Raw genomic sequence first — 22,731 nt, forward strand, 5'->3', positions numbered from 1 at the left:
CGGCGGCCGCGTTTTTTAGCGCAGCAGCATCAGCGGCAGGCGGCGGCGGAACAGCATGTCCGCCGCGTGGCGGCCGATAAAATAGCGCCGCCGCTGCGAGTGTCCCCAGGCGCCCATGACGATAAGGTCGATGTTATGCGCTTGCGCATGGCGGCAGAGCGAGTCGGCCACCGAGGTCCCCTCCAGCATAAACGCCTGCGCCCGGATGCCCGCTTTATGTAATGCCTCAAAGGCATCCTGAAGCGCGGTGGCATTGCCGTTTACCATCACAATATGGCATTCCATGCCGTAGAGCAGCGGGCTCGCCGTCAGGCGCGCCAGGTGTTTGCGGCACTCCATGCTGGCGTCGTAAGCAAACAGGGCGCGGGATGGCGCCGTGAAGGTCTCCGGCACCGCCAACACCGTTCCGCGATGCAGGCGAATCAGGCTCTCCAGCGGGCTGCCGACCGGGTGGCGCGCGCCGTCATCGCCGAGCACCAGCAGGCGCGTTTCTGTCAGTTCTTGCAGGATTTCGGCAGGCGAGCCCTGTTTTTGCAGCTGTTGCGCCTTCTCATAACCGGACGGCTTTAGCCGCGCGGCGCACTCAGCCAGCAAGTCCTGGCCCTGCGCCATGCGTAACCGCCGCCGCTCCGCTTCGACTTCCCCAAGTTGCGTTGTCAGCGACGTTTCACCGATCATGACGTCAGGGCGGTCAACCTCCGCCAGCATATGCAGCAGGGCGAGCGGCGCGCCGAGGGTGGCCGCCGCCCAGGCGGCGTAGTCGCATACGGAGCGGGCGGCGGCTGACGCTTCCAGGCAGGCAATAACAGGTTTATTCATCACTCTCCCTTTGCGACAGGTCGCCCGCGTTGTATTCCCTGATTATCCCGATAAACGCCCGCAGGCTGGCGGGAATATGGCGGTTCGCCGGGAAGTAAAGAAACAGCCCGGGGATTTCCGGGCACCACGCTTCTAACACTTTGACCAGCCTGCCGGCGTTTAACGCCTCCAGCGCGCTGAGCTCCGGCACATACGCGATCCCAAGGCCCGCCGCGGCGGCATCCACCATCAGGCGCGAATTGTTCAGGGTCAGAACGCCAGGCGCATCGACCGCCACCTCTTCACCTTTTTGGCCAAATTCCCACCGGTAACGCTTGCCGCCCGGCAACCGTTGGCGAATGCAGACGTGCCGGGAAAGATCCTGCGGGGTAAGCGGCGAACCGTGCAGGGCAAGGTAGTCCGCAGACGCGACCGTGATAAAACGCTGCGTTTTCCCGATGCGCACGGCGGCCATATCCGCCGGTACGGCTTCGCCAAGCCGGATGCCGGCGTCAAACCCCTGTTCGACAATATCGACCAGCCGGCCATCTTCCACTAAATCGAGCTCTACCGAAGGATAACGGCGCAACCAGGCGGGCACGACGGCGGCCAGCAACAGGCGAATCGCCTCTTCGCTGCCGTTGATGCGCAGCGTGCCTATCAGCTGCCCCTGCGTGTCGGCTGTCTCCTCAAGCGCCTGCTCCAGCCCGGCAATATGCGGCGCGATGCGCGTTAACAGCTGCTCGCCCGCCTGCGTTAAGCCCACGCTTCGGGTCGTGCGGTGCAGCAGACGAACGCCCAGCCGCGCCTCAAGACCCTTAATGGCATGGCTGAGCGCAGAGCGGGTGACGCCGGTCAGTTCCGCCGCCCGGCGAAAACTTCGCGCTTCCGCCACCGCCATAAAAGCCTTGAGATCGGCAAGCGTAGGCCGGTTAACTGGTGAATGCATTTCACCTCCTCATGCAGTTTAGCGTGGCTTATTTTGACAATCATACTGGCATAAGCTCAAAGGCGTACGTTTTTACTACAGGAGAGCGGAAAAATGGCAAAAACCTGGTTTATTACCGGCACCTCAACCGGCCTTGGCCGTTTACTGACAGAGCGTCTGCTGGCGCGCGGCGACAGCGTTATCGCCACCCTGCGCAGGCCCGGCGCGCTGGATGATTTGCAGGCGCGCTATGGCGAGCAGTTGCGCATAGTGATGCTGGATGTCACCGATACCGCAGCGACGCGGGCTGCGCTGAAGCAGGCTTTTGACCCGGCGGGGCGTATCGACGTGCTGGTCAACAACGCGGGCTACGGGCTGTTTGGCGTGGCGGAAGCGGTGAGCGATGCGCAAATCGAGCGGCAAATAGCCACCAACCTGACCGGCTCCATTCAGCTTATCCGCGCCGCGCTGCCTTATCTGCGCGCGCAGGGCGGCGGGCGCATTGTGCAAATCTCCTCTGAAGGCGGGCAGATAACCTACCCCAACTTTAGCCTCTACCACGCGACCAAATGGGGCATTGAAGGGTTTATCGAATCCGTGGCCCATGAGGTGGCGACGTTTGGCATTGATTTCCTGATAATCGAGCCAGGCCCGACCGCGACAAGTTTCGCCACCGGTCTTGACCAGGCCGCGCCGCTGCCCTGCTATGAGAATACGCCCGCAAGCGAGATGCGCCGCGCCATCGCCTCGGGCGACTTTGCCATTAAAGGCGATGCGGCGAAAACGGTGGAGGCCATTATCCTGACGGCCGATTTGCCCGCGCCGCCTTTGCGTCTGGCGCTCGGCAGCACCGCTTATCAGTCAATTAGCAAGGCGCTGGCGGCGCGGCGCAAGGAGCTGGAGGAGAATAAGCCGCTGACGCTCTCCGCCGACCGCGAGGATGACTGATGGGGAGAGGTTGAGACGCGGCCGTCGTTCAGCGGGCGATTCCACTTTTCGCATTCGCGCAAAGCCGCCGGAATCCGCAACTATACTTGCTGAACGACAGCCTCTCCCTGCGCCGGATAAAACATGACTGCCAACGACGCCAGCTCCTCTCCATGCCCCATCTGCAAGCACGGCATTATCGGCGACCTGCGAACCTGCGCGCTGGTCACCACGCAAGGCGCTATCGATTTCTGGTGCTGGCCGGAACTCGACAGCCCTTCGCTGTTTAGCGCCCTGCTGGATAATGAGCGCGCGGGCGCTTTTACGCTTTCGCCGCAAGGGGAAGGGTGGCGTTCCGTGCAGTTTTATCTGCCGGACAGCAATATTCTGCAAACCCGCTGGCTATCGCAGCACAGCGTCGTTGAGCTGAACGACTTTATGCCGGTTCAGGCCTCTGCGGAGGCGCTGCCTTGCATTGTGCGCCGGGTTAAAGTGGCGCAGGGTGAGGCGACATTAACCATGCGCTGTAGTCTGAAGTTTGATTACGCCAGGCTTACGCCCGATCTCCAGGTGCTGGAAAACACCGCCCTCTGGCAGGCGGAGAATCAGCAAACCGTCACGCTGAACGCTTCTGTGCCGCTGACCGCCGAAGAGGGGGCTGTGCAGAGCCAGTTCACGCTGCGCTGCGGCGAAGAGGCTTTTTTTATTCTCGGCAGCGAAGCCGTGATGGCGCAGGGGCAGCAGGAAGTGGAACGGCTGCACCACGATACCCTCGCATTCTGGCAGCAGTGGGTCGGCAAAAACAAATACCGCGGGCGCTGGCGGGAGATGGTGATCCGCTCCTCGCTGGTGCTGAAACTTTTAAGCTCAACACGACATGGCTCTATCGCCGCCGCTGCCACGTTCGGTCTGCCGGAGCTTATCGGCGGCGAGCGCAACTGGGACTACCGCGCCGGCTGGATCCGCGATGCGTCCTTTAGCTGCTATGCGCTTATCCGTCTTGGCTATATTGATGAAGCGAAAGCGTTCGGCCACTGGGTGCGCACCTGCATGGAGAACAGCCAGTTTGAGCCGGATAAATTGCAGGTAATGTACCGGCTGGACAGCGGCACCGATTTACAGGAGCACGAACTGCCGCACCTGGCAGGCCACTTCGGTTCAACGCCGGTGCGTATCGGTAATGGCGCTTACCAGCAGCGCCAGCTGGATATCTACGGGGAACTGCTGGACACCCTTTATCTCACGACAAAATATGGCGACGGCATACCGCATCGCGGCTGGCAGCACGTTATCCGGCTGGTCGATCACGTCTGCGATATCTGGAACAGCCCCGACGCCGGGATCTGGGAGATGCGCGGCGAGCCGGAGCACTTTCTCTACTCGCGCCTGATGTGCTGGGTGGCGCTCGACAGAGCATTGCGCCTTGGCGCTAAACGCTCGCTGTCGATGCCTTATGAACGATGGGAAAGCGTGCGCCAGGCTATCCACGAAGATATCTGGACCCACTTCTGGAACCCGGATCTCGGCCATTTTACCTCGACCCGCCATGGCAGCGATCTCGATGGTTCCATGCTGCTGATGCCGCTGTTTCGCTTCGTCAGCGCCAAAGACCCCGACTGGCTGGCGACCCTCGACGCCATTAAAAACAAACTGGTGCGCGGCGGCATGGTGCGCCGCTATATCGCCAGCGAAACGCCGGCGGACTCCCTGCACGGCGAAGAGGGCTACTTCGTCGCCTGTTCGTTCTGGTATGTCGAATGCCTCGCCCGCGCCGACCGGTTAGAAGAGGCGCGCATCGAATTTGAAAAAGTGCTGATCCACGCCAACCATCTGGGGTTGTACGCAGAGGAATTTGATCCGCTCGGCAACGCGCTGGGCAATTTCCCGCAGGCGCTTTCTCATCTGGCGCTTATCAGCGCGGCGTATTATCTGGATAAGAAAATGGCCGGGGAGGAGCTGACATGGCAGCCGTAGCGGGGCGTTTACAGAAAGGGTAAGCCGCGCAGTGGCGCACGGCGCGGCTCATGAGGTTTAAAATCAGAATATCAGCTGTACTTTCGCCGCGCGTTCTTTATCTGAGGCGAGTTCCAGCGCGGCGACCGCCTCTTCCATGTTTAATTGCGCAGAGAGTAACGGCAGCGGGTTGATTTTCCCTGCCTCCAGCCATCTGACCGCAGTAGTGAACTCGTCGATAAAGCGGAACGAGCCGCGCAGCTGGATCTCTTTCACCAGCAGCGGTCCGACAGGGTAGTTTACCTCCGCCGCGCCCATACCGAGCTGCACGATAATGCCGCCGGGGCGGGTGTAGCCCACCACCGACGCCACCGCAGAAGAGGCGCCGGAGGCTTCAAAACAGACGTCGAACGCGCCGCCATTCGCCGACCATGCCTCAATAACCTGTTCGTCACGCGGATCCTGCGCGCAAGACGCGCCCATCTCCTGCGCCAGCGCCCGACAGCGTGCGCTGATGTCCGTGGCGATAACCTCGGTTGCGCCAGAGGCGAGCGCCGCTGCGATAACCAGACAGCCAATCGGCCCTGCGCCGGTGACCAGCACGCGCTTGCCGGTCAGATCGCCCGCCTGCTTAACGGCGTGAATACAGACGGCGAGCGGCTCGGCGAAAGCGATCGTTTCAGGTTTTGCGGCTTCGGAGTAGGGCACGCATTGCGCCGGATTAACCGCGACATATTGCGCGAATCCGCCGTTCACATGCGGATAAAACTGCGCGCTGCCCATAAAGCGCATTGCGCGGCACAGGTTCTGTTTGCCGCTGAGGCAAATGTCGCACTGCTGGCAGGGCTGGGAAGGGTTAATGGCCACGCGCTGGCCGGGCTTCAGGGCGCTTTCACGCGGCGCCTGCTCAATGACGCCGACAAATTCGTGTCCCAGCACCATCGGCGATTTGAGCACGGACATGCCAGCCCGGCCATGCTGGAAATAGTGGATATCAGAGCCGCAAATGCCCCCGCGCTCTACTTTGACCAGCACCTGATCCTCATTCCAGGCGAGGGTGTGAGTTTCCAGGCGCACATCACGCGCCCCTTTAACCATGACGGCTTTAACAGTTTTATTCTGCATGATGTCCCTCTACGCGTTAGACGGTGTGTTGAATTTTTCCTTTTTCCCCGCTTCCTGCTCACCTTCGGGCGGCGTCATGACCTCAATTTTGCCGACAAGGAACAGGTAGGCGAGAAAGCCCGCCAGGGCAACGGCGGCGATATACCACATCGCATACTGGAAATTCTGGGTGCGCTGCAGGATCACCCTGATAATGATGGGGCTCGCGATCCCGGAAAGGTTGCCGAAAATATTCAAAAAGCCGCCGATGGTGCCGATCAGATGGCGGGGAATGACATCGCTGCACACCACCCAGCCCAGATTCGAGAAGGCGTTGGCAAAGAAAGCGACCGACAGAATGGCGATGGCGATCGCCGGGCTTTCCTGAAAGAAGTTAACCAGCGCGATGGAGCAGGTCAGCAGCATGCCGGTCATTACCGGTAATTTGCGGGCGAAGGTGCGGCTGCGGCCGCGTTTTAGCAACAGGTCGCTCAGGGTGCCGCCGCACAGCACGCCAGCCATCGCCATAAGATAAGGGAACATCGCACCGATACCCGCTTTGTCGATAGAGAGGTGCAATCCTTTTTCCAGGTAAACGATAAACCACGTCAGGAAGAAATAGAGCGTGGACGAGGCGGCGAACTGCGCAATGAAAAGCCCCCAGGTGGTGCGCTGGCGTAAGATGTAGCGCACGGAGGGCCAGTCGACGCGGTTGTCGGTTCCCTGAGATGCTGAACCATAGCCGCCGCCCTGGCGAATTAACGTCAGCTCCGCCTGGTTCACGCGTTTGCTGTGCTGCGGGTCGCGATAGGCGATAAGCCAGTAAATGCCAAAGACGATGCCCACCAGACCTGAAATATAAAACGACATCTCCCAGCCCCAGCGGCTAACGATAAACGAGAGCGCGGGCGTAAGCAGCGCAAGACCGATGTATTGCGCGCTGGAATAGGTTGCCGTCGCCCGGGCTCGCTCGTGGTCGGGAAACCAGGTCGCGATAATTTTGGTGTTAGAGGGAAACGAGGGCGCTTCCGCGATGCCCACCAGCGCGCGACAGGCCAGCAGCATCATGAATGACGCCGTGGCGGTGGTGAAAAAGTGGTGAGAGGCCAGACCCATCAGCAGCGTGAAGACGCTCCAAAGCACAATAGCGCTGCCGTAGAGCCAGCGGGAACCGATCCGGTCGAGCAGGTAGCCCACCGGGATCTGGCTCATGGCGTAAAACCAGGTGAACATCGAAAAAAGCAGGCCAAGCTGGGTGGCCGATAAGGCGAACTCACCCTGGATATGCGAACCCGCCACAGAGAGATTCGCCCGATCCATATAGTTAATCGCGGTAACAACAAACAACAGGGTAAGCACTGAGAATCGGGTACGAGTAGGTTTAGCGTTCATTCGTTAGCCTTTTTTCAGTCAGCGACAGGCGGCGTTCCGGCGTTCAGCGCAGGAAGCGAGCCGGCGATTAAAGGGTGGCGAGCCAGCCGCCATCGACGTAGATCATTTGCCCGTTCACATAGTCGGAGGCGGAAGAGGCGAGGTAGACCGCGGTGCCAATCAGCTCCTCGGGTTTGCCCCAGCGGCCGGAGGGGTTGCTGTTGCGTACCCACTGGTCAAACTCCTTGTTCTCGACCAGCGCGGCATTCATGTCGGTGAGGATATAGCCGGGGCCGATGCCGTTGGACTGGATGTTATAAGCCGCCCATTCCGCCGCCATGGATTTGGTTAACAGCTTGATGCCGCCTTTGGCTGCGGTGTAGGGCGCGACGGTTGCCCTCGCGGCTTCGCTGGTGAGCGAGCCAATATTAATGATTTTCCCGCCGCTTTGACGGGCCACCATGCGTCGCGCCGCAGCGCGCGCCACCAGGAAAGCGCTGGTCAGATTTATATCCAGCACGCGCTGCCAGTCGCTCAGCGCAAGTTCCAGCATGGGTTTGCGAAACTGAATGCCGGCGTTGTTAATGACAATGTCGACATGCACATTTTCCGCATCAAGCTGGCTGAAGACGCGCTCGATTTCCTCTTCGCTGGCGACATTAAAGAGAAAACCGCGGGCGTTGAAACCCTGTGCGTTAAGCTCAGCCAGCGCCTTGTCCATATGCTGCTCGCTGGTGCCGTTCAGGATAACCGAAGCGCCCGCCTTCGCCAGCCCGGCGGCATAAGCGAAGCCCAGTCCGCGGGTGGATCCTGTTATCAGCGCCGTTTTACCCGTGAGATCGAAAAGATTGCCCATTTCATTCCTCATGTAACATGACTAACAAGTTAATGCTAATGGTTGTACTGGAGGCGAGCGGCGACGGCAATTGCGGAGGCGAGAAAATGACGGTTAACTCACAAATATTTAACAAAGGCAGACGGCGAAACGGCGTGGTTTTTAACTATCTTTTTGATGTTAAATAATATTTCTTAACTTTGCGACAGGGCGACAGAATGGCGCGTAAAATTTATCTTGTGATAAACAGCCGGACGCGTTAAAAATTCGAACATGTAGGACAAGTACGATAAAGGCTAATGACGTGACGCTGGAAAGTGTGCAAAAGCATAACATTGTGGATGTTATCTATGAGCAGATGAAAAAGAACATCCAGGAGGGAGTCTGGGAGCCTGGCTGTAAGCTGCCTTCTGAAGCGGAACTGACGGCCACGTTTCAGGTAAGCCGGGTAAGCGTCAGAAGCGCTGTTCAGAAGCTGCGTGATTTAGGCGTTGTAATTACGCATCAAGGGAAGGGGACATATGTGACCCGCGATGCGGCGCGCTACGGCGCGTTTAATGATAACCAGCCCATTCTTCATCTTTCCCAGGAAGAGTTCGACCATATGCGGGTGTTTCGCCAGACGGTGGAGTTTCGCTGCATGGAGCTCGCCGTGCAGAACGCCACGGACGAGGATATTCAGGAGCTTGAAAAGGCGCTAAGCCGCATGCTGGTTAACAAGGATGACTACAAAAAATATTCGCTGGCGGATTACGATTTCCACCTGGCGATTGTTAAAGCCTCCCATAACTCTATCTTTATTCATGTAATGGAGTCGCTGAAGGGCATCTATGTTCACTACCTGGAGGAGCTAAACCGGGTGCTGGGAATAACGCTTGAGAGCGTAGAGGCGCACATCAAAGTCTATATGGCGCTGAAAAACCGCGACGCTTCGCTGGCCACAGAGACGCTCAACAGCGCCATGACCCATAACGTGCATGCCATTAAAGACGTACGCCACAACTGATTGCCTGTAAAAGCCCGCCCCCGGGCTTTTTAATGCTTTTAACATGTAGGACATCATACAAGATACGCGAGGAACTTCATGAGCAACCTGAAAATAACGGATGTAAAAACGATACTGACGGCGCCGGGCGGCATTGACCTGGTGGTCGTGAAAATTGAAACCAGCGAGCCGGGGCTGTACGGTCTGGGGTGCGCCACGTTTACTCAGCGTATTCATGCCGTTTCCGCCGCTATCGACAACTACATGAAGCCCTTTTTGCTGGGCAAAGATCCCGCCCGCATTGAAGATATCTGGCAGTCGGCGGCGGTTAGCGGCTACTGGCGCAACGGCCCGGTAATGAATAACGCTTTATCCGGGGTGGACATCGCGCTGTGGGACCTGAAAGGAAAGGTGGCCGGGTTGCCGGTGTACGAACTGCTGGGCGGTAAGTGCCGCGACGGGGTGGCGCTCTATCGCCATTGCGACGGCGCTGACGAGGTGGAGGTGGAAGAGGCCATTCTCGCCCGCATGGAGGAGGGGTATCAGTATGTGCGTTGCCAGATGGGGATGTATGGCGGAGCGGGCACCGATGACCTGCGGCTTATCGCCGGTAAGCTTGCCAAAGCCCGTAATATTCAGCCGAAAACCTCGCCGCGCGCCCGGACGCCGGGCGTTTACTTTGACCCGGACGCCTATGCGCGGGCGGTGCCGCGCCTGTTCGAGCATCTGCGCAATAAGATTGGCTTCGGCGTGGAGTTTATTCATGACGTTCATGAAAGGATTACGCCGATAGCCGCCATTCAGATGGCGAAATCGCTGGAGCCTTATCAGCTGTTTTTTCTTGAGGACCCGGTTGCGCCGGAAAATATCGACTGGCTTACCAAAATGCGCGCGCAAAGCAGCACGCCGATAGCGATGGGCGAACTCTTCACGCAGATCAACGAATGGAAGCCGCTTATCCAGAACCAGCTTATCGATTATATCCGCTGTCACGTCAGCACCATCAGCGGCATTACGCCTGCCAAAAAACTGGCGACCTTTGCCGAGCTTTATGGCGTACGCACGGCATGGCATGGCCCTGGCGATATTTCACCGGTCGGGGTGGCCGCCAATTTGCATATCGATTTGAGCATCACCAACCTTGGCGTGCAGGAGTATACCCCGGTGAACGACGCGCTGATGGAGGTCTTCCCCGGTTGCCCGGAAATAGAAAAAGGGTATGCGTACCTGAGCGACCGTCCGGGGCTGGGCGTCGATATCAATCTGAAAGAGGCGGCGAAATACCCGGTCTCCGGCGGCATCCCGGAGTGGACCAATGCCCGTTTACCGGACGGCACCGCCGCGCGGCCCTGAACACTGCTGGCAGACCCGCCTCCGTTGGCGCGAAGGCGGGGAACCTGTCGTCATGAAAACGATGCACGCGACGGCGTGAGGCGCTTTTCATGCGGGCAGGGCAATTATCGGGCACGGGATGGCGCCTTAATCTGGCCAGTACGATTCCGCTTTGACTTTCAATAGATACCGTAAACGCTGCGCTTCCTTTTGCGGTGGGTGTCCAAAGAACCGCCTGAACTCTCTGCTGAACTGTGTCGGGCTGATGTAACCCACCTTCAGGGATGCTTCGCTGGCCGTGATATTTCGCTTCACCATCAGAAAGCGCGCCTGATGCAGCCGGATAGATTTCAGATACTGCATGGGCGTGGTGCCGGTAAAGGCCCTGAAATGACGGTGAAAAGAGGGCGCGCTCATTCCCGCCTCCTTTGCCAGCGCCTCGACGTCAAGGTTATCCATAAATCGGGTATGCAGCGTACGGATAGCCGCCGCAATTTGTCTGAAATGCCCTTTGCCGGAAAGCGCCGCTCTGACGGAGGCACCCTGTTCATCCATCAACACCCGATAGTAGAGCTCTTTGAGAATACCTGGCCCCAGCACCCTGGCTTTCACCTCATCAGAGACCACGGTCAGGAGACGGTAAACCGTATCGGTCAGCTCATCGCCGAGTGGGGAGGAAAAGAGCGGTCCTGGCTTTTCATCGCCGCTGGCGCGCGGTTCTCCCAGTTCAATCAGTATTTCGGCAATCACCGCGACATTAAGCGATATCGACATCGCCAGAAGCGGCGTTTCCTGGCTTGCGACCGTCTGGCTGGTAAAAGGGAGAGGAACGGAAACGACCAGGTAGTGTTGCGGATCGTAGGCAAATTCTTGCCCACCCAGCAGGCCTGTTTTTTTCCCCTGCAGGACGATGACGATGCACGGCTCATACAGCACGGGCGTGTGCGGCATGGACTCATTAACCCGCAACAGCTTTATCTCCTTCATGCAGGTCCGCGAATACCCTTCTTCCGGCGTCAGCGCCAGGAAAGCCGCAATCATTTTTTGTGTTAGCGCTGATGTTAGCCCGGGCACGACGCCTCCTGAAATAGAAAAAAAGATAATTTATGCGCCTGAAAACAACGTGTCCAGCATGATTTTGACAGGAAAAGGCAATGTTTGGACAGCCGCTGTCATTGTTGCAAAGGGGCGGGTTTTTTATCCTTTTCCCCGCAGTCAGGAAGCGATCTCAGGCGGCATCCGTCTGAGTCGTCTGTCTGGCTTATTAAAACCGTGCTTCGCGGCCAGCCATCGTTTTGGCAAGGCGCCGCGGCGTGCAATGAGGCGCCCCCATTCCGGAGGAATAAACAATGACCGATTATGCAGGGCTAAAGAACAAGGTTGCGATAGTCACTGGCGCGGCAGGCGATATCGGTAAGGCAACGGTAAACCTGCTTATCCGCCATGAGGCGAAGATCCTGGCGCTGGATATTGACCCCGCCGTACATTCCCTGGCGCAGGGCGAGCGGGTTATCACCCAGGTCTGCGATGTGAGCCGCGAGCAGGATGTCGTCAGCGCGGTGGCGCGTGCGCGGTCGGCGTTCGGGCAGGTGGATATGCTTATCAACAACGCGGGAATAACCCTCAATAAACCCGCGACGGAAACCGCGGTGGAAGAGTGGGACCGCATTATGGCGGTTAATGCCAGAGGGTACTTTCTCTTTTGCAAAGAGGCTCTTAAGGCGATGCAACCCCGCCAGCAGGGAGCCATCGTCAATGTTGCCTCCATCGTTAGCGTGGTCGGCATGAAGACCACGGCGGCCTACTCCGCATCGAAAGGCGCCATTGCCCAGTTAACCCGGGTTCTGGCGCTGGAAGCGGCGGAGCAGGGCATCCGCGTTAATGCCGTGGCGCCCGGCGTTGTCGAAACCGATATGCTTTCCGGCATCGTCGAAGACAGCCGTGCGACGCTTGCCAGTTACGGCCATGCGCACCCGCTTGGACGCGTGGCGCAGCCGCAGGAAATCGCCGAAGCCATTGTCTGGCTGGCTTCGCCGAAAGCCAGCTTTGTTACTGGAACGGTATTGATGGCTGATGGCGGTTATACCGCGCAGTAAGCAGGAGAATTAAATGAAACAGCACAGCATTTTAATCGTCGGGGCCGATAAGGGACTGGGATTAGGGCTGGTGGAAGCGTACCTGCAACTGGGGTGGCACGTTTTCGCCACACATTTACCTACGGCTGAGCTGGCCTCGCTTAACGCCCTCAGCGCGGCATACCCGGACAGACTCGCTACCGGAGCGCTGGACGTGACGGAGGCGTCGCATATCGCCCCGCTTATCGCAAGGCTTGCAGAAAGCAGATTCGACATCATTTTTATGGTCGCCGGCATATATGGCCCGCTACACCAGTCGGTCATGCAGGCAACGGATGCCGAGTTCCGGCAAATCATGATGACTAACGCTTTTGGTCCGGCGCGTCTGGCGAGGCATCTTTTGTCGTTGCTTGAGCCTGAAGGGGCGCTGGTATTTATGTCGTCGCACCGCGCAAGTATTGCCGGCTATACCGCGCCCGTAGCCGCGCTGGAACTCTACCGGGCCAGTAAGGCGGCGCTGAATATGCTGGCGCGCTGTCTCTATATGGACATCAGGCAGGGGAATCAGACGGTGATATCGCTTCACCCGGGCTGGGTCGATACGTCAATGGGAACGCTGGATGGCGCCGTCGAGGCGGAGATTGATGTCGGGACGAGCGTAAAAGGCATGCTTAACGTCATCGAACAACACCGTCACGATAAAAAGCATCTTTTTATTGATTATGAAAACAGGGTCTGGCCCTGGTGAGACGGGATAAAACCGGGCCAGAAGCATGGCCCGGTTTTAACGCGCAGAAACCCTCCCGGCAATGTCGCCACATCATTGTTAGCGCAGGCCGCTGTGATAAACGGCCTTTTCGCGCCCGCCGTGTTGGCCAGGGCGGTATTGGCGCAGGCCGCTTTTCCTGGCTGTTATTCCAGCAGACTACGGTGCAACGCCTTGACTGCGCTGTCTGCAAATTGCGCTGGCAGCAGGAAGCAGAGGGCGTGACGAGACGCGCCGTGGCAAATCATTCGCACCGGGTGGTTTTCCAGCTCAGCAAAGACCTCTTTGCACACCGCCGCGCCCTCGGAGAGCGCATTGCCGATCAGCGAGACCAGCGCCAGCCCGGTCTCGACCTCGACATGGCAGTGCGACGACAGCTCGGTGAGCAGCGCGGTGGTCAGCGTATCCGCCTCGCCTGAGGTGGCGCTGGTGGCGTTGAGGATAAGCGCGATGCTGGTTTCTGAGGTCGTCACCAGATCGAACGCCATTTCGTGGCGCGATAACATCGCAAAGGTGTCGGCTAAAAAGCGGTGCGCGGGCTGCGCGTTTACGCTGGATAAGGTTAATAACGTCTGTTGACGGCGCACGGCCAGGGCGCGATAACGCGACGGCGTCGCCACATCGCGGCAAACCCGCGTGCCGCCCGCTGACGGGTTGCTGCTGGCGCCGACAAAAACCGGAATATCTTTGCGCATTGCCGGCAGCAGGGTCGCCGGATGCAGCACTTTGGCGCCAAAGGTCGCCATTTCGCTGGCTTCGGCGAACGAGAGGTTATCAATACGCTTCGCCTGGGGGACGATGCGGGGATCGGTGGTGTAGATCCCGGCGACATCCGTCCAGATATCCACACGTGAAGCCTGCAACGCCTCCGCCAGCAGGGACGCGGTGTAATCGCTGCCGCCGCGACCAAGCGTGGTGGTGCGTCCGGCCGCGTCGCTGCCGATAAACCCCTGCGTCACGACCAGCGTCTGTTCGATACGCGGACGTAAGTGGTTTTCCGCCATCGCGGCGATGGCGCTTATCGCCGGCGCCGCGCAGCCGAAAGTGTCATCGGTGCTAATCACTTTGCGGGCATCAAACCACTGGGCTTCCACCTCCTGTTCACGCAATACTTCCACAAACAGCAGGGAAGAGATCATCTCCCCATGGCTCACCAGTTCATCGCACAGCGCGGCGGAACGGGCAACGGCCGCCATTTCAGCCAGGCGATGGATGTTGTCGAGCAGACGATCGATCTCCTGGCCAATCGCTTCGGGCTGTTTCAGGCGTGAAAGGATGTTGTATTGCAGAGAACGCAGGGTTTCAATTTTGTCCAGCCGGAGGCGGCTTTCAAGGCCGCTTGCGAGTTCGACTAACAGATTGGTGACGCCGGCGGAGGCGGATAACACCACCAGACGGACGTTTTTATCAGCAAGGACAAGGCTGGCGCTACGGCTCATCGCGTCAAAGTCAGCGACGCTGGTTCCGCCAAATTTGGCAACGATGAAGTGTGGATAAATGCGAGTCATAACAATCTCATATCAGGGCGCCATACGTTGATGGCATGAAAATTTTCATTCGGCATAAGGGAAGTCATCTTCACCTTACGAAATGTCCGCCCGCGAACATTTCTGTTTTAAACCCAGCGTTTTATCCCGTTGGCGATAACCTGTATGGCCTTTCACGGGAGCCAGGTGTGATGCGCATTAATGGTTAATAGACGCTTCCTTTTTGGCTTAGAGGTTTTTTAAACGCGGGCATAGTAAGTGAATAAACCCGCCGGATCGATAATTTCCTGAAGATTTACGATAAACCGATGGAAAGTAACAGTATTTATTAGCGAGCCGCCAGCAAAATTTACGTTTAATAACAGTAAAAGCCGTCGCCAGTAAAATTTCTGGCTTATCATTGTGTTGTACAGAATCTGGCCGGAAATAAGGTTTGAAAAGAATTGTTTACAATTCACGCTGTGCAAATTACGCGCGCCAGGATTTTTTATCTTTGATTTTTATAGAAAATGTTTTTTAAGCCCACACAAAATATAAGATTGTGTGTGGTAAAGAAAACACATATATTAGCCGCGCTTTTTTTACCCCCTTAAACCCTTATCCAACCCGGTGTTAAAACAACGCCAGGTTGTAGGAGAGATATGATGACGGATAAAGTCCGTATTGATTCTTTAAGTGCTAATTCATTACCGCAAAGCAATGAGTCCTTTCTTAACAGACAAGCTGAGTTTGAATCTAACGTCAGAAGTTATCCGCGCAAATTGCCGTTAGCGATTGCTAAAGCGCAGGGCGTCTGGATAACGGATGTTGAAAATAAAGAATACCTTGATTGTCTTGCGGGCGCCGGAACGCTGGCGCTGGGTCATAATCACCCAGAGGTTATCCAAAGCATCCAAAGCGTCATTACCAGTGGCTTACCGTTACATACGCTTGACCTGACCACGCCATTAAAAGATGAATTTTCCGCTTACCTGCTCTCTCTGCTGCCAGGTCAGGGGAAAGAATATTGCCTGCAATTCACCGGGCCTTCCGGCGCAGATGCCGTTGAAGCGGCGCTGAAGCTGGCGAAAAAAGTGACCGGCCGTTCCGGCGTTATCAGCTTCTCCGGCGGTTATCACGGCATGACGCATGGCGCGCTCTCCGTGACCGGCAACCTGTCGCCGAAAGAAGCCGTTAACGGCATGATGCCGGAAGTGCAGTTTATGCCTTATCCGCACCAGTACCGTTGCCCGCTGGGCATTGGCGGCGAAGCCGGTGTGAAAGCGCTGACGTATTACTTCGAAAACCTGATAAACGATGTTGAAAGCGGCGTGCGTAAACCGGCTGCCGTTATTCTCGAAGCGGTGCAGGGCGAAGGCGGCGTGAACCCGGCGCCAGCCGAGTGGCTGCAGCGCATCCGTAAAGTGACTCAGGAACACGGCATTCTGCTTATCCTGGATGAAGTCCAGGCGGGCTTCGCCCGTACCGGCAAGTTCTTTGCCTTCGAACACGCGGGCATCGAGCCGGACATCATCGTGATGTCGAAAGCGGTAGGCGGCGGTTTACCGTTGGCCGTGCTGGGCATTAAAAAGCAGTTCGACGCCTGGGCGCCGGGTCACCACACCGGGACGTTCCGCGGCAACCAGCTGGCGATGGCGACCGGCCTCACCACGCTCAAGATCCTCAAAGAAGAGCGCATTGCCGATAAAGTCGCTGAACAGGGCGAATGGCTGAAAGGCAAACTGGCTGAAATGCAAAAGCGTTTCCCGGTTATCGGCCACGTACGCGGTCTGGGCTTAATGATTGGTATTGAAATCGTTAAACCGCACGAAGCGCAGGATCACATGGGTTGCTACCCGGCGGATGGCGAACTCTCTGCGCTGTTGCAGAAAAAATGCTTCGAAGCGGGGCTTATCCTCGAGCGCGGCGGCCGTGGCGGCAGCGTACTGCGCCTGCTGCCGTCGCTGCTTATCAGCAACGCCGAGCTGGATGTGTTCCTCGATAAGTTTGAAAGCGCGCTGCTAAATGCCGGCGTGAAGCCTGTTTAATCGGAGCAAATGCAAGCATGTCTGATTTAAATCCGATTCTGTCGGGCTCTGCACAGAGCATCGCCGCCTATCAGGAGGCGATTGAGCAGAGTACAAACGCGGTGGTGCAGTGGCTTAAGCAGCCTGAAATGTACCAGGGTAAAACCGTTGAGGAATTGCGTGAGCGCATCAGGTTAGAATTTAGCGAGCAGGGCCTGGGCAACCAGGCCGCCATTGAGCGCGCCGTCGAGTATTTCCTTAAAGACAGCCTGTCCGTACACCACCCGCAGTGCGTGGCGCACCTGCATTGCCCGAGCCTGGTCATTAGCCAGGCGGCGGAAGTGTTGATCAACGCCACCAACCAGAGCATGGACTCCTGGGATCAGAGCCCGTCGGCGACCATCATCGAGATCAAGCTGATTGAGTGGCTGCGCGAGCAGGTAGGCTACCCGGCGGGCGACGCCGGGGTCTTCACCAGCGGCGGCACGCAAAGCAACCTGATGGGGTTGATGCTGGCGCGTGATGCCTTTTTCGCCCGCCAGGGCCACTCCGTTCAGCTGCACGGCCTGACCGGTGACCTCAGTAAAATTAAGGTGTTATGTTCCGACAGCGCGCACTTCTCTGTGCAGAAGAACATGGCGCTGATGGGGCTTGGCTACCAGTCGGTGACGCAGGTGAAAACCGACCAATTCTCGCGTATGGATCTTAACGATCTGACGGAGAAGCTGGCGCAGGCGAAAGCCAGGGGCGAGCAGGTGATGGCTATCGTTGCGACCGCAGGCACCACGGATGCAGGCGCTATCGATCCGCTAGCGGAAATCGCTGCGCTGGCCGCCAAAGAGCAGATTTGGGTGCATGTGGATGCGGCCTGGGGCGGCGCGCTGCTGCTTTCAGAGAAGTATCGCCACTTCCTCAATGGCCTCGAACTCGCCGACTCCGTAACGCTGGACTTCCACAAGCAGTTCTTCCAGACCATTAGCTGCGGCGCGTTCCTGCTGAAAGAGGCGCGTCATTATCAGCTGATGCGCTACCAGGCGGCGTACCTGAACTCTGACTTTGACGAAGAGCAGGGCGTGCCGAACCTGGTATCGAAATCGCTGCAAACCACCCGCCGTTTCGATGCGCTGAAACTCTGGATGGGCCTGGAAGCGCTGGGTAAAAAGCAGTACGCCGACATCATCGATAATGGCGTGACGCTGGCGCAGCAGGTGGCGCAGTTTGTGGCTGAGCAACCGCAGCTGGAACTGGTGATGCAGCCGCAGCTGGCAAGCGTCCTGTTCCGGTTCCGTCCGGAAAACGGCGACGCCGCGGGAGTTGCGCTGTTGAACCAGCGTATCGGCGATGCGCTGCTCGCCTCCGGCAGCGCCAACGTTGGCGTTACGGAAGCGGACGGCGTAACCTGCCTGAAGCTGACGCTGCTCAACCCGACCGTTTGCCTGGAGGATGTGAAAGTTCTGCTGGCGAGCGTGATGGCCTGTGGACGGCAGTTGCAGAACGCCTGATCACGGCGACAGGTTTGAATAAAGCCGACGACAGCGATGTCGTCGGCTTTTTTATTCCGCATAAGGGAATTTCTGATGCGGCGTAGCAGCGTGAGGTGAAGGCGTTTGCGTCACGCCTTCACGCCGCCGCTGACGCTTGCGGAGAATTTCCGCGCCAGCAAAACGCTTAGCTGGTGGAAGACGGGATAGTGAGGTGCAAAGGGCTTCTCTTAAGGCTATGACGGCAAATAAAGGGCTATGCGTGAGAAGCGGAGATGATAGCTCCCGGTATTACAGGCTGGCTCCCTCAACCAATACAAACGTCCCGGTCGCAGCACCTGCCCGTAATGATCTTGCTGCCTGATACCCTGGGCTTTCATAAAAACGTTTGGCTTCGGCAAAGGATGCGAACTCGAAAACGACATGCCGTTCGTGAGCTTCTCCCTCAAGGTTTTCATACTGGCCGGACCAGGCGATTATCGTCGGATTGAACGCTTTCACGACCTCGCCGGCAGCTCGGGCATATTCAGCGTATGCGACAGGGTCTGAAACAGTCACGTGAGCGATTAAATAACCTTTATTCATTTCTCTTTATCCTTCGTAAAGGGTGGTGTATTTCAGCGTAAACACAGACAGCCGTGGCGGTTTAAAGGCTGGCCTTCAGTGCTGCGCCGGAAGGGACGTTACGTGGGTACGCAGTGTGAATACACTCTATTAAGTATTAATATCTTCATAAATAACCCTAAAAAGACAGGCGAGGGTTATAAATCGCTCATGTTACCTGGCACAGTGAGAGTCAATAGCGTACCGGCTTATCATAAGGCAGGGCTGGCGGGTTTAGGCTTAATTCAGGGAGGGTCTTCCTCACTTTTACCGCATATCAAACGCGGCGCCCTGATTGAGGTCCTTCCTGATCTACGCCCCGAGCCGCTCGCTGCATCTTTTGTCATCGCGCACCGGCGTAATTTGTCGCAGCGTGTAAAGGCTTTTATGAACTGGACGGAAGAAATTCTAAGACCCTATTTTGACTAATCTCAGCATTAACCTTCTGTTCAACATAAAGTAGCGGATGTCCGCAACAGATGGCTGTGGCTCCGGGCCAGGCTGTAGAACGCGTCAATATAAGCGAAGATATCGGCACGGGCCACATTTCGGGATTTATCGATCCCTTTTCCGGTTCGCTCCTTTTTCAGTGAGCTGAAGCAAGGTCGTTGAAGTAAAACAGTGCCGCTGGCAGCAGGGCGGTACGCTCGTTTTAGCGGAGACCGCCGCTATGTTTATATGCAGTTTATGACGTCAGCCGATAGTGCGACTGCACCAGACCCGAAGGGAAGCTGCGGCTTGATAACAGCGTCAAATCTATATCCCCAGTCAGGGATCCGAACAACGGCTTTCCCGAACCGAGCAGGACAGGAATGGTAGTGATAACGATATCGGCGACCAGACCTTCACGCAGGAAAGACTGTATTACCTGCCCGCCATCGATATAGACGCGATGCACGTTCTTCGCCGCCAGGTCAGCAAGCACCTCCGCTGGCGTGCGACTAGAGAACTGCACTTTGCCCTTCAGCTTCTCGGGCACGGGGGTACCGGTTAGCTGTCGGGAGAGCACCAGCACGGGGCGATCATAAGGCCATTCGTCAAAGGTCAGCACCTTTTCATAGCTGCCTCGACCCATCACGATCCAATCTTTGTCCGCGATGAATGCGGCATAGCCATGATCTTCTGTCGGGTCATCGCGCTGCAACAGCCAGTCGATATCGCCATCCTGCCGGGCGATATAACCATCAAGACTGACCGCGATAAAAACATGTGTGGTGACCATCAAGTGCTCCGTATTCAGGTTGCATATATCTCGTTGAGTTTAGGGATGTTAGCGTGACATGCTAGTTGTGGAAAAACGTAGCATGAAAGTCGCAACGTCCCCTGTGGATTAAGGCAAAAAATCGCGTGGCGTTGAATCCCGGATGGAGAGAAAAGCAGTCACCTGCTCCCCATAAAATAACATTCGCAATGTTATCAACGTCCGCTTCTGGCACAAAGGGAACGGCCGGGTGGGGCGCAGGCCCGCTATGAACGAGAAGCGAACGTCAGAAGGTATCGTTAGCGAAGCCTTTCCCCTTGAATAACAGAGAGCCATCGAATGCGGCATCATCCGCCTCGCTGCAAAAGCGTTTCGCAAGCCTTGCCCGCAGCGCTTTTACCAGGGCAAGAGGAATGTGATTTAACCGTTTCTGATTTCCCCATCAATACAAGGCTGAGGTTTACCAAAAAGATATCCCTGGGCGAAATCGCAGCCCAGTGCCTGAAGGCTATTGAGCTGTTCTTCTGTTTCAACGCCTTCTGCAACCGCCTTCATATTAAGGGATTTCGCCATGCCAGTGATGAGCCTGATGATATTAAGGGCGTCTTCCTGGGTGGATATCGAATGCACAAAGGACTTGTCTATTTTGATTTTATCGAAGGCCAGCCTGCTCAGCCGCGAAAGTGAAGAGTACCCGGTACCGAAATCATCAATGGAGATTTTCACGCCCATGGCTCTGAGCTTGTTAAGCGTATTCATCGGCGTAGCGCTTTCAGTAAAAAGAGAGGATTCAGTCACTTCCAGTTCAAGGCGGTCAGCCGGAAGCCCTGTTTCTTTCAGAATGGAGAGGACTATTCCGACAAAGGCTTTGCTGCTTAGCTGAACAGGAGAGACATTAACTGAAATTTTAGCCGGAACCGCCCAGGAAGCCGCTTCCCGGCAGGCCATTTCAAGCACGGATTTGCCCATCTCGTTAATCATTCCTGTTTTTTCAGCAACAGGAACAAAACTATCCGGCGACAGGAGGCCCTTATGAGGATGTACCCAACGAATCAGGGCTTCATAACTGTAAATTTCCTGGCTGAACGAATCGACAATAGGCTGATAATAAACGACGAATTCTTTTTTCACTAACGCCATCGCCATGTCATGCTCAAGGGTTCTGCTTTCTTGCAGCTTTTCTAACATGCGTCGCCGGAAGACTTTTATCTTACCGGGGCCTTCATTTTTGGCCTCATAAAGGGCCAGATCGGCAAATTTATAGAGATAGTCGGAGCGGCGTTCAGTTTCAGAGATAACAATGCCGACAGAGGTGGTAATGTTTATAATGGCGTTATAAATGGTGTAGGGCTGGTTAATAGAATCACATATTTTTTGAGCCCGCGAAACAGCGCTGCTTTCTGTCAGACCACTCGAGAGAAACGCAAACTCATCCCCACCCAGGCGATAAAGCGTATCTGAAGTCAGGCTCATCGCCTGCAGGCGGCGGGATATCTGGCGTAATAACATATCGCCGGCATCATGACCATATGTATCATTCACCTCTTTGAATCGGTCTAAATCAAACAACATGACGGTCACAGAACTATTATTTTTTTTTGCCAGCGCGATTTCTGTAGTTAAGTTTTCCCAGAAAAGCTGGCGGTTATTCATGTCGGTAAGAGAGTCGTGATAGACGTCATATTCTAACTTTGCATTTTGCATCTGTAATTTTTCTTTCGATTTCTGGAGCTCTTCAGCAAGACTCTTAACCTGAAGATGCGCCTTCAGAATATTTCTGTTCTGAAAAAATATCATGACGCCCAGTATCGCACTCAGTATTATCAGCAGTACAGAAGTTGCTGAATAAACATAGTAAAGCGTTTGAATTTTGAGGTTGGCGTTATTAATCGAGTTAACATCCTTGTTTAATGCGCCAGAGGAAAGGCGGCCCAGTGGCGCATCAAGCGTATGCATTTTTTTCAGATAGGCCTGTAGCTCTGAACGATTCATTTTCTCAAGATGAACATCCAGATATTTAAGGATCTTTTCAAGCTGTAGAGCCAGTTCATGATGCGATTTATTGCTTTCTATATAACGCCCCAAATCACCTTCTTCCAGTAAATCACTCTGGCTGAGCATAATGTCGAAACGCAGGCGTACATCATCGATTTTCATAGTATCATCGATAGTATAAAGACCAAGCGATGATTCGAATCGGTAATATTGTGATACCAGTTGTGCAGCCGACCATGAGTCGGTGTAATGCGTCAGTTTCTGTAACTCTTGTTGCCGTTCATGCACAAGGAAAGAAATATACCCGGTGGATATAAAAAGGAAAAATATGATGCCAGCCAGTATTCTGTTCATGATGGGCGTCTGAACTCCTACTCAATATTCATTCTGCTGACTTGCCATGCTGACCTGGAATAATAAATCTGATTATTCAGTTCAGGCAGGCTGTCATAGGGATATACAATGAATAGCGGGCCTTTATCACGGATGCGCATATATTCTCCGTTGATTTTTGTCGCAAGGATGACATTGTATTTCCTGAAATCACTGAGTGGGATAACGGTGGTGTAGTCATTGAGCGCCGTAACCTTAACAACAGTACCTTTCGCCCCAACATAATCCATGAGCTTTTGCAGTGGAATACCCGTAAATTCAGTGCGCCCATTATACCAGGGGGAGGTGGTCTGGAAACTGACCACGCCAAGTTTTTCAAGGCTGGCGATATCAAAAACGGCTTTCCCGTCTTCATTGGTATTTTCTATATTACCGGCCATGGTTAAAAGGACTTTACCAGTAGGTTTGGAAAGTTCACCCGCCCAGGCCGGTATGAAGACCAGTAAGCTTAACAACATAACAATGAACCGCATTCTAACCTCAACGTTCTA

General features: G+C 55.9%; 20 protein-coding genes and 2 pseudogenes. 10 read left to right on the top strand and 12 right to left on the bottom strand.

Annotation, left to right across the window (positions count from 1 at the left end):
- Positions 1–15: 15 nt before the first annotated feature.
- Together IEX01_RS05610 and IEX01_RS05615 are read right to left on the bottom strand one after the other, a co-directional pair.
- On the bottom strand, positions 16–819 hold the full coding sequence (locus tag IEX01_RS05610) for a universal stress protein (protein WP_188723400.1): 804 nt from the start codon (positions 817–819) through the stop codon (positions 16–18).
- Positions 812–1,747, bottom strand: coding sequence for a LysR family transcriptional regulator (locus IEX01_RS05615; RefSeq protein ID WP_188723401.1), 936 nt, complete (start codon positions 1,745–1,747; stop codon positions 812–814). Before IEX01_RS05615 ends, IEX01_RS05610 begins: the two co-directional genes overlap by 8 nt.
- Before the next feature lie 93 nt (positions 1,748–1,840).
- On the opposite strand from IEX01_RS05615, the gene IEX01_RS05620 reads away from it, so the two are divergent.
- Both IEX01_RS05620 and IEX01_RS05625 read left to right on the top strand, forming a co-directional pair.
- Positions 1,841–2,674: an SDR family oxidoreductase gene (locus IEX01_RS05620; RefSeq protein WP_188723402.1), complete on the top strand. Its 834-nt coding sequence runs from the start codon at positions 1,841–1,843 to the stop codon at positions 2,672–2,674.
- A gap of 123 nt (positions 2,675–2,797) precedes the next feature.
- On the top strand, positions 2,798–4,627 hold the full coding sequence (locus IEX01_RS05625; protein ID WP_188723403.1) for a glycoside hydrolase family 15 protein: 1,830 nt from the start codon (positions 2,798–2,800) through the stop codon (positions 4,625–4,627).
- A gap of 63 nt (positions 4,628–4,690) precedes the next feature.
- On the opposite strand, the gene idnD is transcribed toward IEX01_RS05625, so the two are convergent.
- From idnD to IEX01_RS05640, 3 genes are all read right to left on the bottom strand, one after another.
- A complete protein-coding gene (idnD, locus tag IEX01_RS05630) occupies positions 4,691–5,731 on the bottom strand; it encodes an L-idonate 5-dehydrogenase (protein WP_024555857.1) in 1,041 nt (346 codons plus the stop codon).
- 9 nt (positions 5,732–5,740) lie between these two features.
- The gene (locus tag IEX01_RS05635; RefSeq protein ID WP_188723404.1) at positions 5,741–7,102 is read right to left on the bottom strand and encodes an MFS transporter; all 1,362 of its coding nucleotides are present in this window, start codon (positions 7,100–7,102) and stop codon (positions 5,741–5,743) included.
- Positions 7,103–7,169: 67 nt separating this feature from the next.
- Positions 7,170–7,937: an SDR family oxidoreductase gene (locus IEX01_RS05640; protein WP_024555855.1), complete on the bottom strand. Its 768-nt coding sequence runs from the start codon at positions 7,935–7,937 to the stop codon at positions 7,170–7,172.
- A 283-nt stretch (positions 7,938–8,220) separates the two neighbouring features.
- Here IEX01_RS05640 and IEX01_RS05645 point away from each other — a divergent pair, with 283 nt between their 5' ends.
- Together IEX01_RS05645 and IEX01_RS05650 are read left to right on the top strand one after the other, a co-directional pair.
- The gene (locus IEX01_RS05645; RefSeq protein ID WP_024555854.1) at positions 8,221–8,922 is read left to right on the top strand and encodes a FadR/GntR family transcriptional regulator; all 702 of its coding nucleotides are present in this window, start codon (positions 8,221–8,223) and stop codon (positions 8,920–8,922) included.
- 78 nt (positions 8,923–9,000) lie between these two features.
- Positions 9,001–10,254, top strand: a complete 1,254-nt coding sequence (locus IEX01_RS05650) for an enolase C-terminal domain-like protein (RefSeq protein WP_188723405.1) — start codon at positions 9,001–9,003, stop codon at positions 10,252–10,254.
- Between the two features lie 126 nt (positions 10,255–10,380).
- On the opposite strand, the gene IEX01_RS05655 is transcribed toward IEX01_RS05650, so the two are convergent.
- Positions 10,381–11,184: an AraC family transcriptional regulator gene (locus IEX01_RS05655; RefSeq protein ID WP_229701808.1), complete on the bottom strand. Its 804-nt coding sequence runs from the start codon at positions 11,182–11,184 to the stop codon at positions 10,381–10,383.
- Here IEX01_RS05655 and IEX01_RS05660 point away from each other — a divergent pair.
- From IEX01_RS05660 to IEX01_RS05670, 3 genes are read left to right on the top strand one after another with little or no spacing between them, the layout of a single operon-like run.
- Positions 11,183–11,650: a hypothetical protein gene (locus IEX01_RS05660; protein WP_188723748.1), complete on the top strand. Its 468-nt coding sequence runs from the start codon at positions 11,183–11,185 to the stop codon at positions 11,648–11,650. The two genes, IEX01_RS05655 and IEX01_RS05660, sit on opposite strands and share 2 nt — an antisense overlap.
- Entirely contained in the window at positions 11,583–12,329 is a 747-nt protein-coding gene (locus tag IEX01_RS05665) for an SDR family NAD(P)-dependent oxidoreductase (RefSeq protein WP_188723406.1), read from the top strand. The genes IEX01_RS05660 and IEX01_RS05665 overlap by 68 nt, the downstream gene beginning before the upstream one ends.
- A gap of 13 nt (positions 12,330–12,342) precedes the next feature.
- The gene (locus IEX01_RS05670; protein WP_188723407.1) at positions 12,343–13,056 is read left to right on the top strand and encodes an SDR family oxidoreductase; all 714 of its coding nucleotides are present in this window, start codon (positions 12,343–12,345) and stop codon (positions 13,054–13,056) included.
- A gap of 164 nt (positions 13,057–13,220) precedes the next feature.
- On the opposite strand, the gene lysC is transcribed toward IEX01_RS05670, so the two are convergent.
- The gene (gene lysC / locus IEX01_RS05675; RefSeq protein ID WP_188723408.1) at positions 13,221–14,582 is read right to left on the bottom strand and encodes a lysine-sensitive aspartokinase 3; all 1,362 of its coding nucleotides are present in this window, start codon (positions 14,580–14,582) and stop codon (positions 13,221–13,223) included.
- A 620-nt stretch (positions 14,583–15,202) separates the two neighbouring features.
- On the opposite strand from lysC, the gene IEX01_RS05680 reads away from it, so the two are divergent.
- Positions 15,203–16,588, top strand: a complete 1,386-nt coding sequence (locus tag IEX01_RS05680; protein WP_024555848.1) for a diaminobutyrate--2-oxoglutarate transaminase — start codon at positions 15,203–15,205, stop codon at positions 16,586–16,588.
- A 17-nt stretch (positions 16,589–16,605) separates the two neighbouring features.
- On the top strand, positions 16,606–18,069 hold the full coding sequence (locus IEX01_RS05685; protein WP_188723409.1) for a pyridoxal phosphate-dependent decarboxylase family protein: 1,464 nt from the start codon (positions 16,606–16,608) through the stop codon (positions 18,067–18,069).
- A gap of 270 nt (positions 18,070–18,339) precedes the next feature.
- Here the strand turns inward: IEX01_RS05685 and IEX01_RS05690 are convergent, their stop codons facing one another.
- Positions 18,340–18,633: a DUF1330 domain-containing protein gene (locus tag IEX01_RS05690; RefSeq protein ID WP_024560268.1), complete on the bottom strand. Its 294-nt coding sequence runs from the start codon at positions 18,631–18,633 to the stop codon at positions 18,340–18,342.
- A 168-nt stretch (positions 18,634–18,801) separates the two neighbouring features.
- Between IEX01_RS05690 and IEX01_RS05695 the strand changes: the two are divergent.
- Positions 18,802–19,080, top strand: a pseudogene (locus tag IEX01_RS05695) (type 2 periplasmic-binding domain-containing protein); the annotation flags it as partial.
- Between the two features lie 20 nt (positions 19,081–19,100).
- Here IEX01_RS05695 and IEX01_RS21900 read toward each other — a convergent pair.
- From IEX01_RS21900 to IEX01_RS05710, 4 genes and pseudogenes are all read right to left on the bottom strand, one after another.
- A pseudogene (locus IEX01_RS21900) lies at positions 19,101–19,250 on the bottom strand (IS3 family transposase); the annotation flags it as partial.
- 86 nt (positions 19,251–19,336) lie between these two features.
- Positions 19,337–19,873 carry a dihydrofolate reductase family protein gene (locus IEX01_RS05700; RefSeq protein ID WP_188723410.1) on the bottom strand — a complete coding sequence of 179 codons (537 nt, stop codon included), beginning with the start codon at positions 19,871–19,873 and terminating at the stop codon, positions 19,337–19,339.
- Positions 19,874–20,272: 399 nt separating this feature from the next.
- On the bottom strand, positions 20,273–22,201 hold the full coding sequence (locus IEX01_RS05705) for a putative bifunctional diguanylate cyclase/phosphodiesterase (protein ID WP_188723411.1): 1,929 nt from the start codon (positions 22,199–22,201) through the stop codon (positions 20,273–20,275).
- A gap of 17 nt (positions 22,202–22,218) precedes the next feature.
- Positions 22,219–22,713 (bottom strand): putative pterin-binding protein, encoded by a 495-nt coding sequence (locus tag IEX01_RS05710; RefSeq protein ID WP_188723412.1) that lies wholly within the window; start codon positions 22,711–22,713, stop codon positions 22,219–22,221.
- Between the last annotated feature and the right edge of the window lie 18 nt (positions 22,714–22,731).

The sequence above is a fragment of the Franconibacter daqui genome (assembly GCF_014644275.1).
Classification (GTDB): Bacteria; Pseudomonadota; Gammaproteobacteria; order Enterobacterales; family Enterobacteriaceae; genus Franconibacter; species Franconibacter pulveris.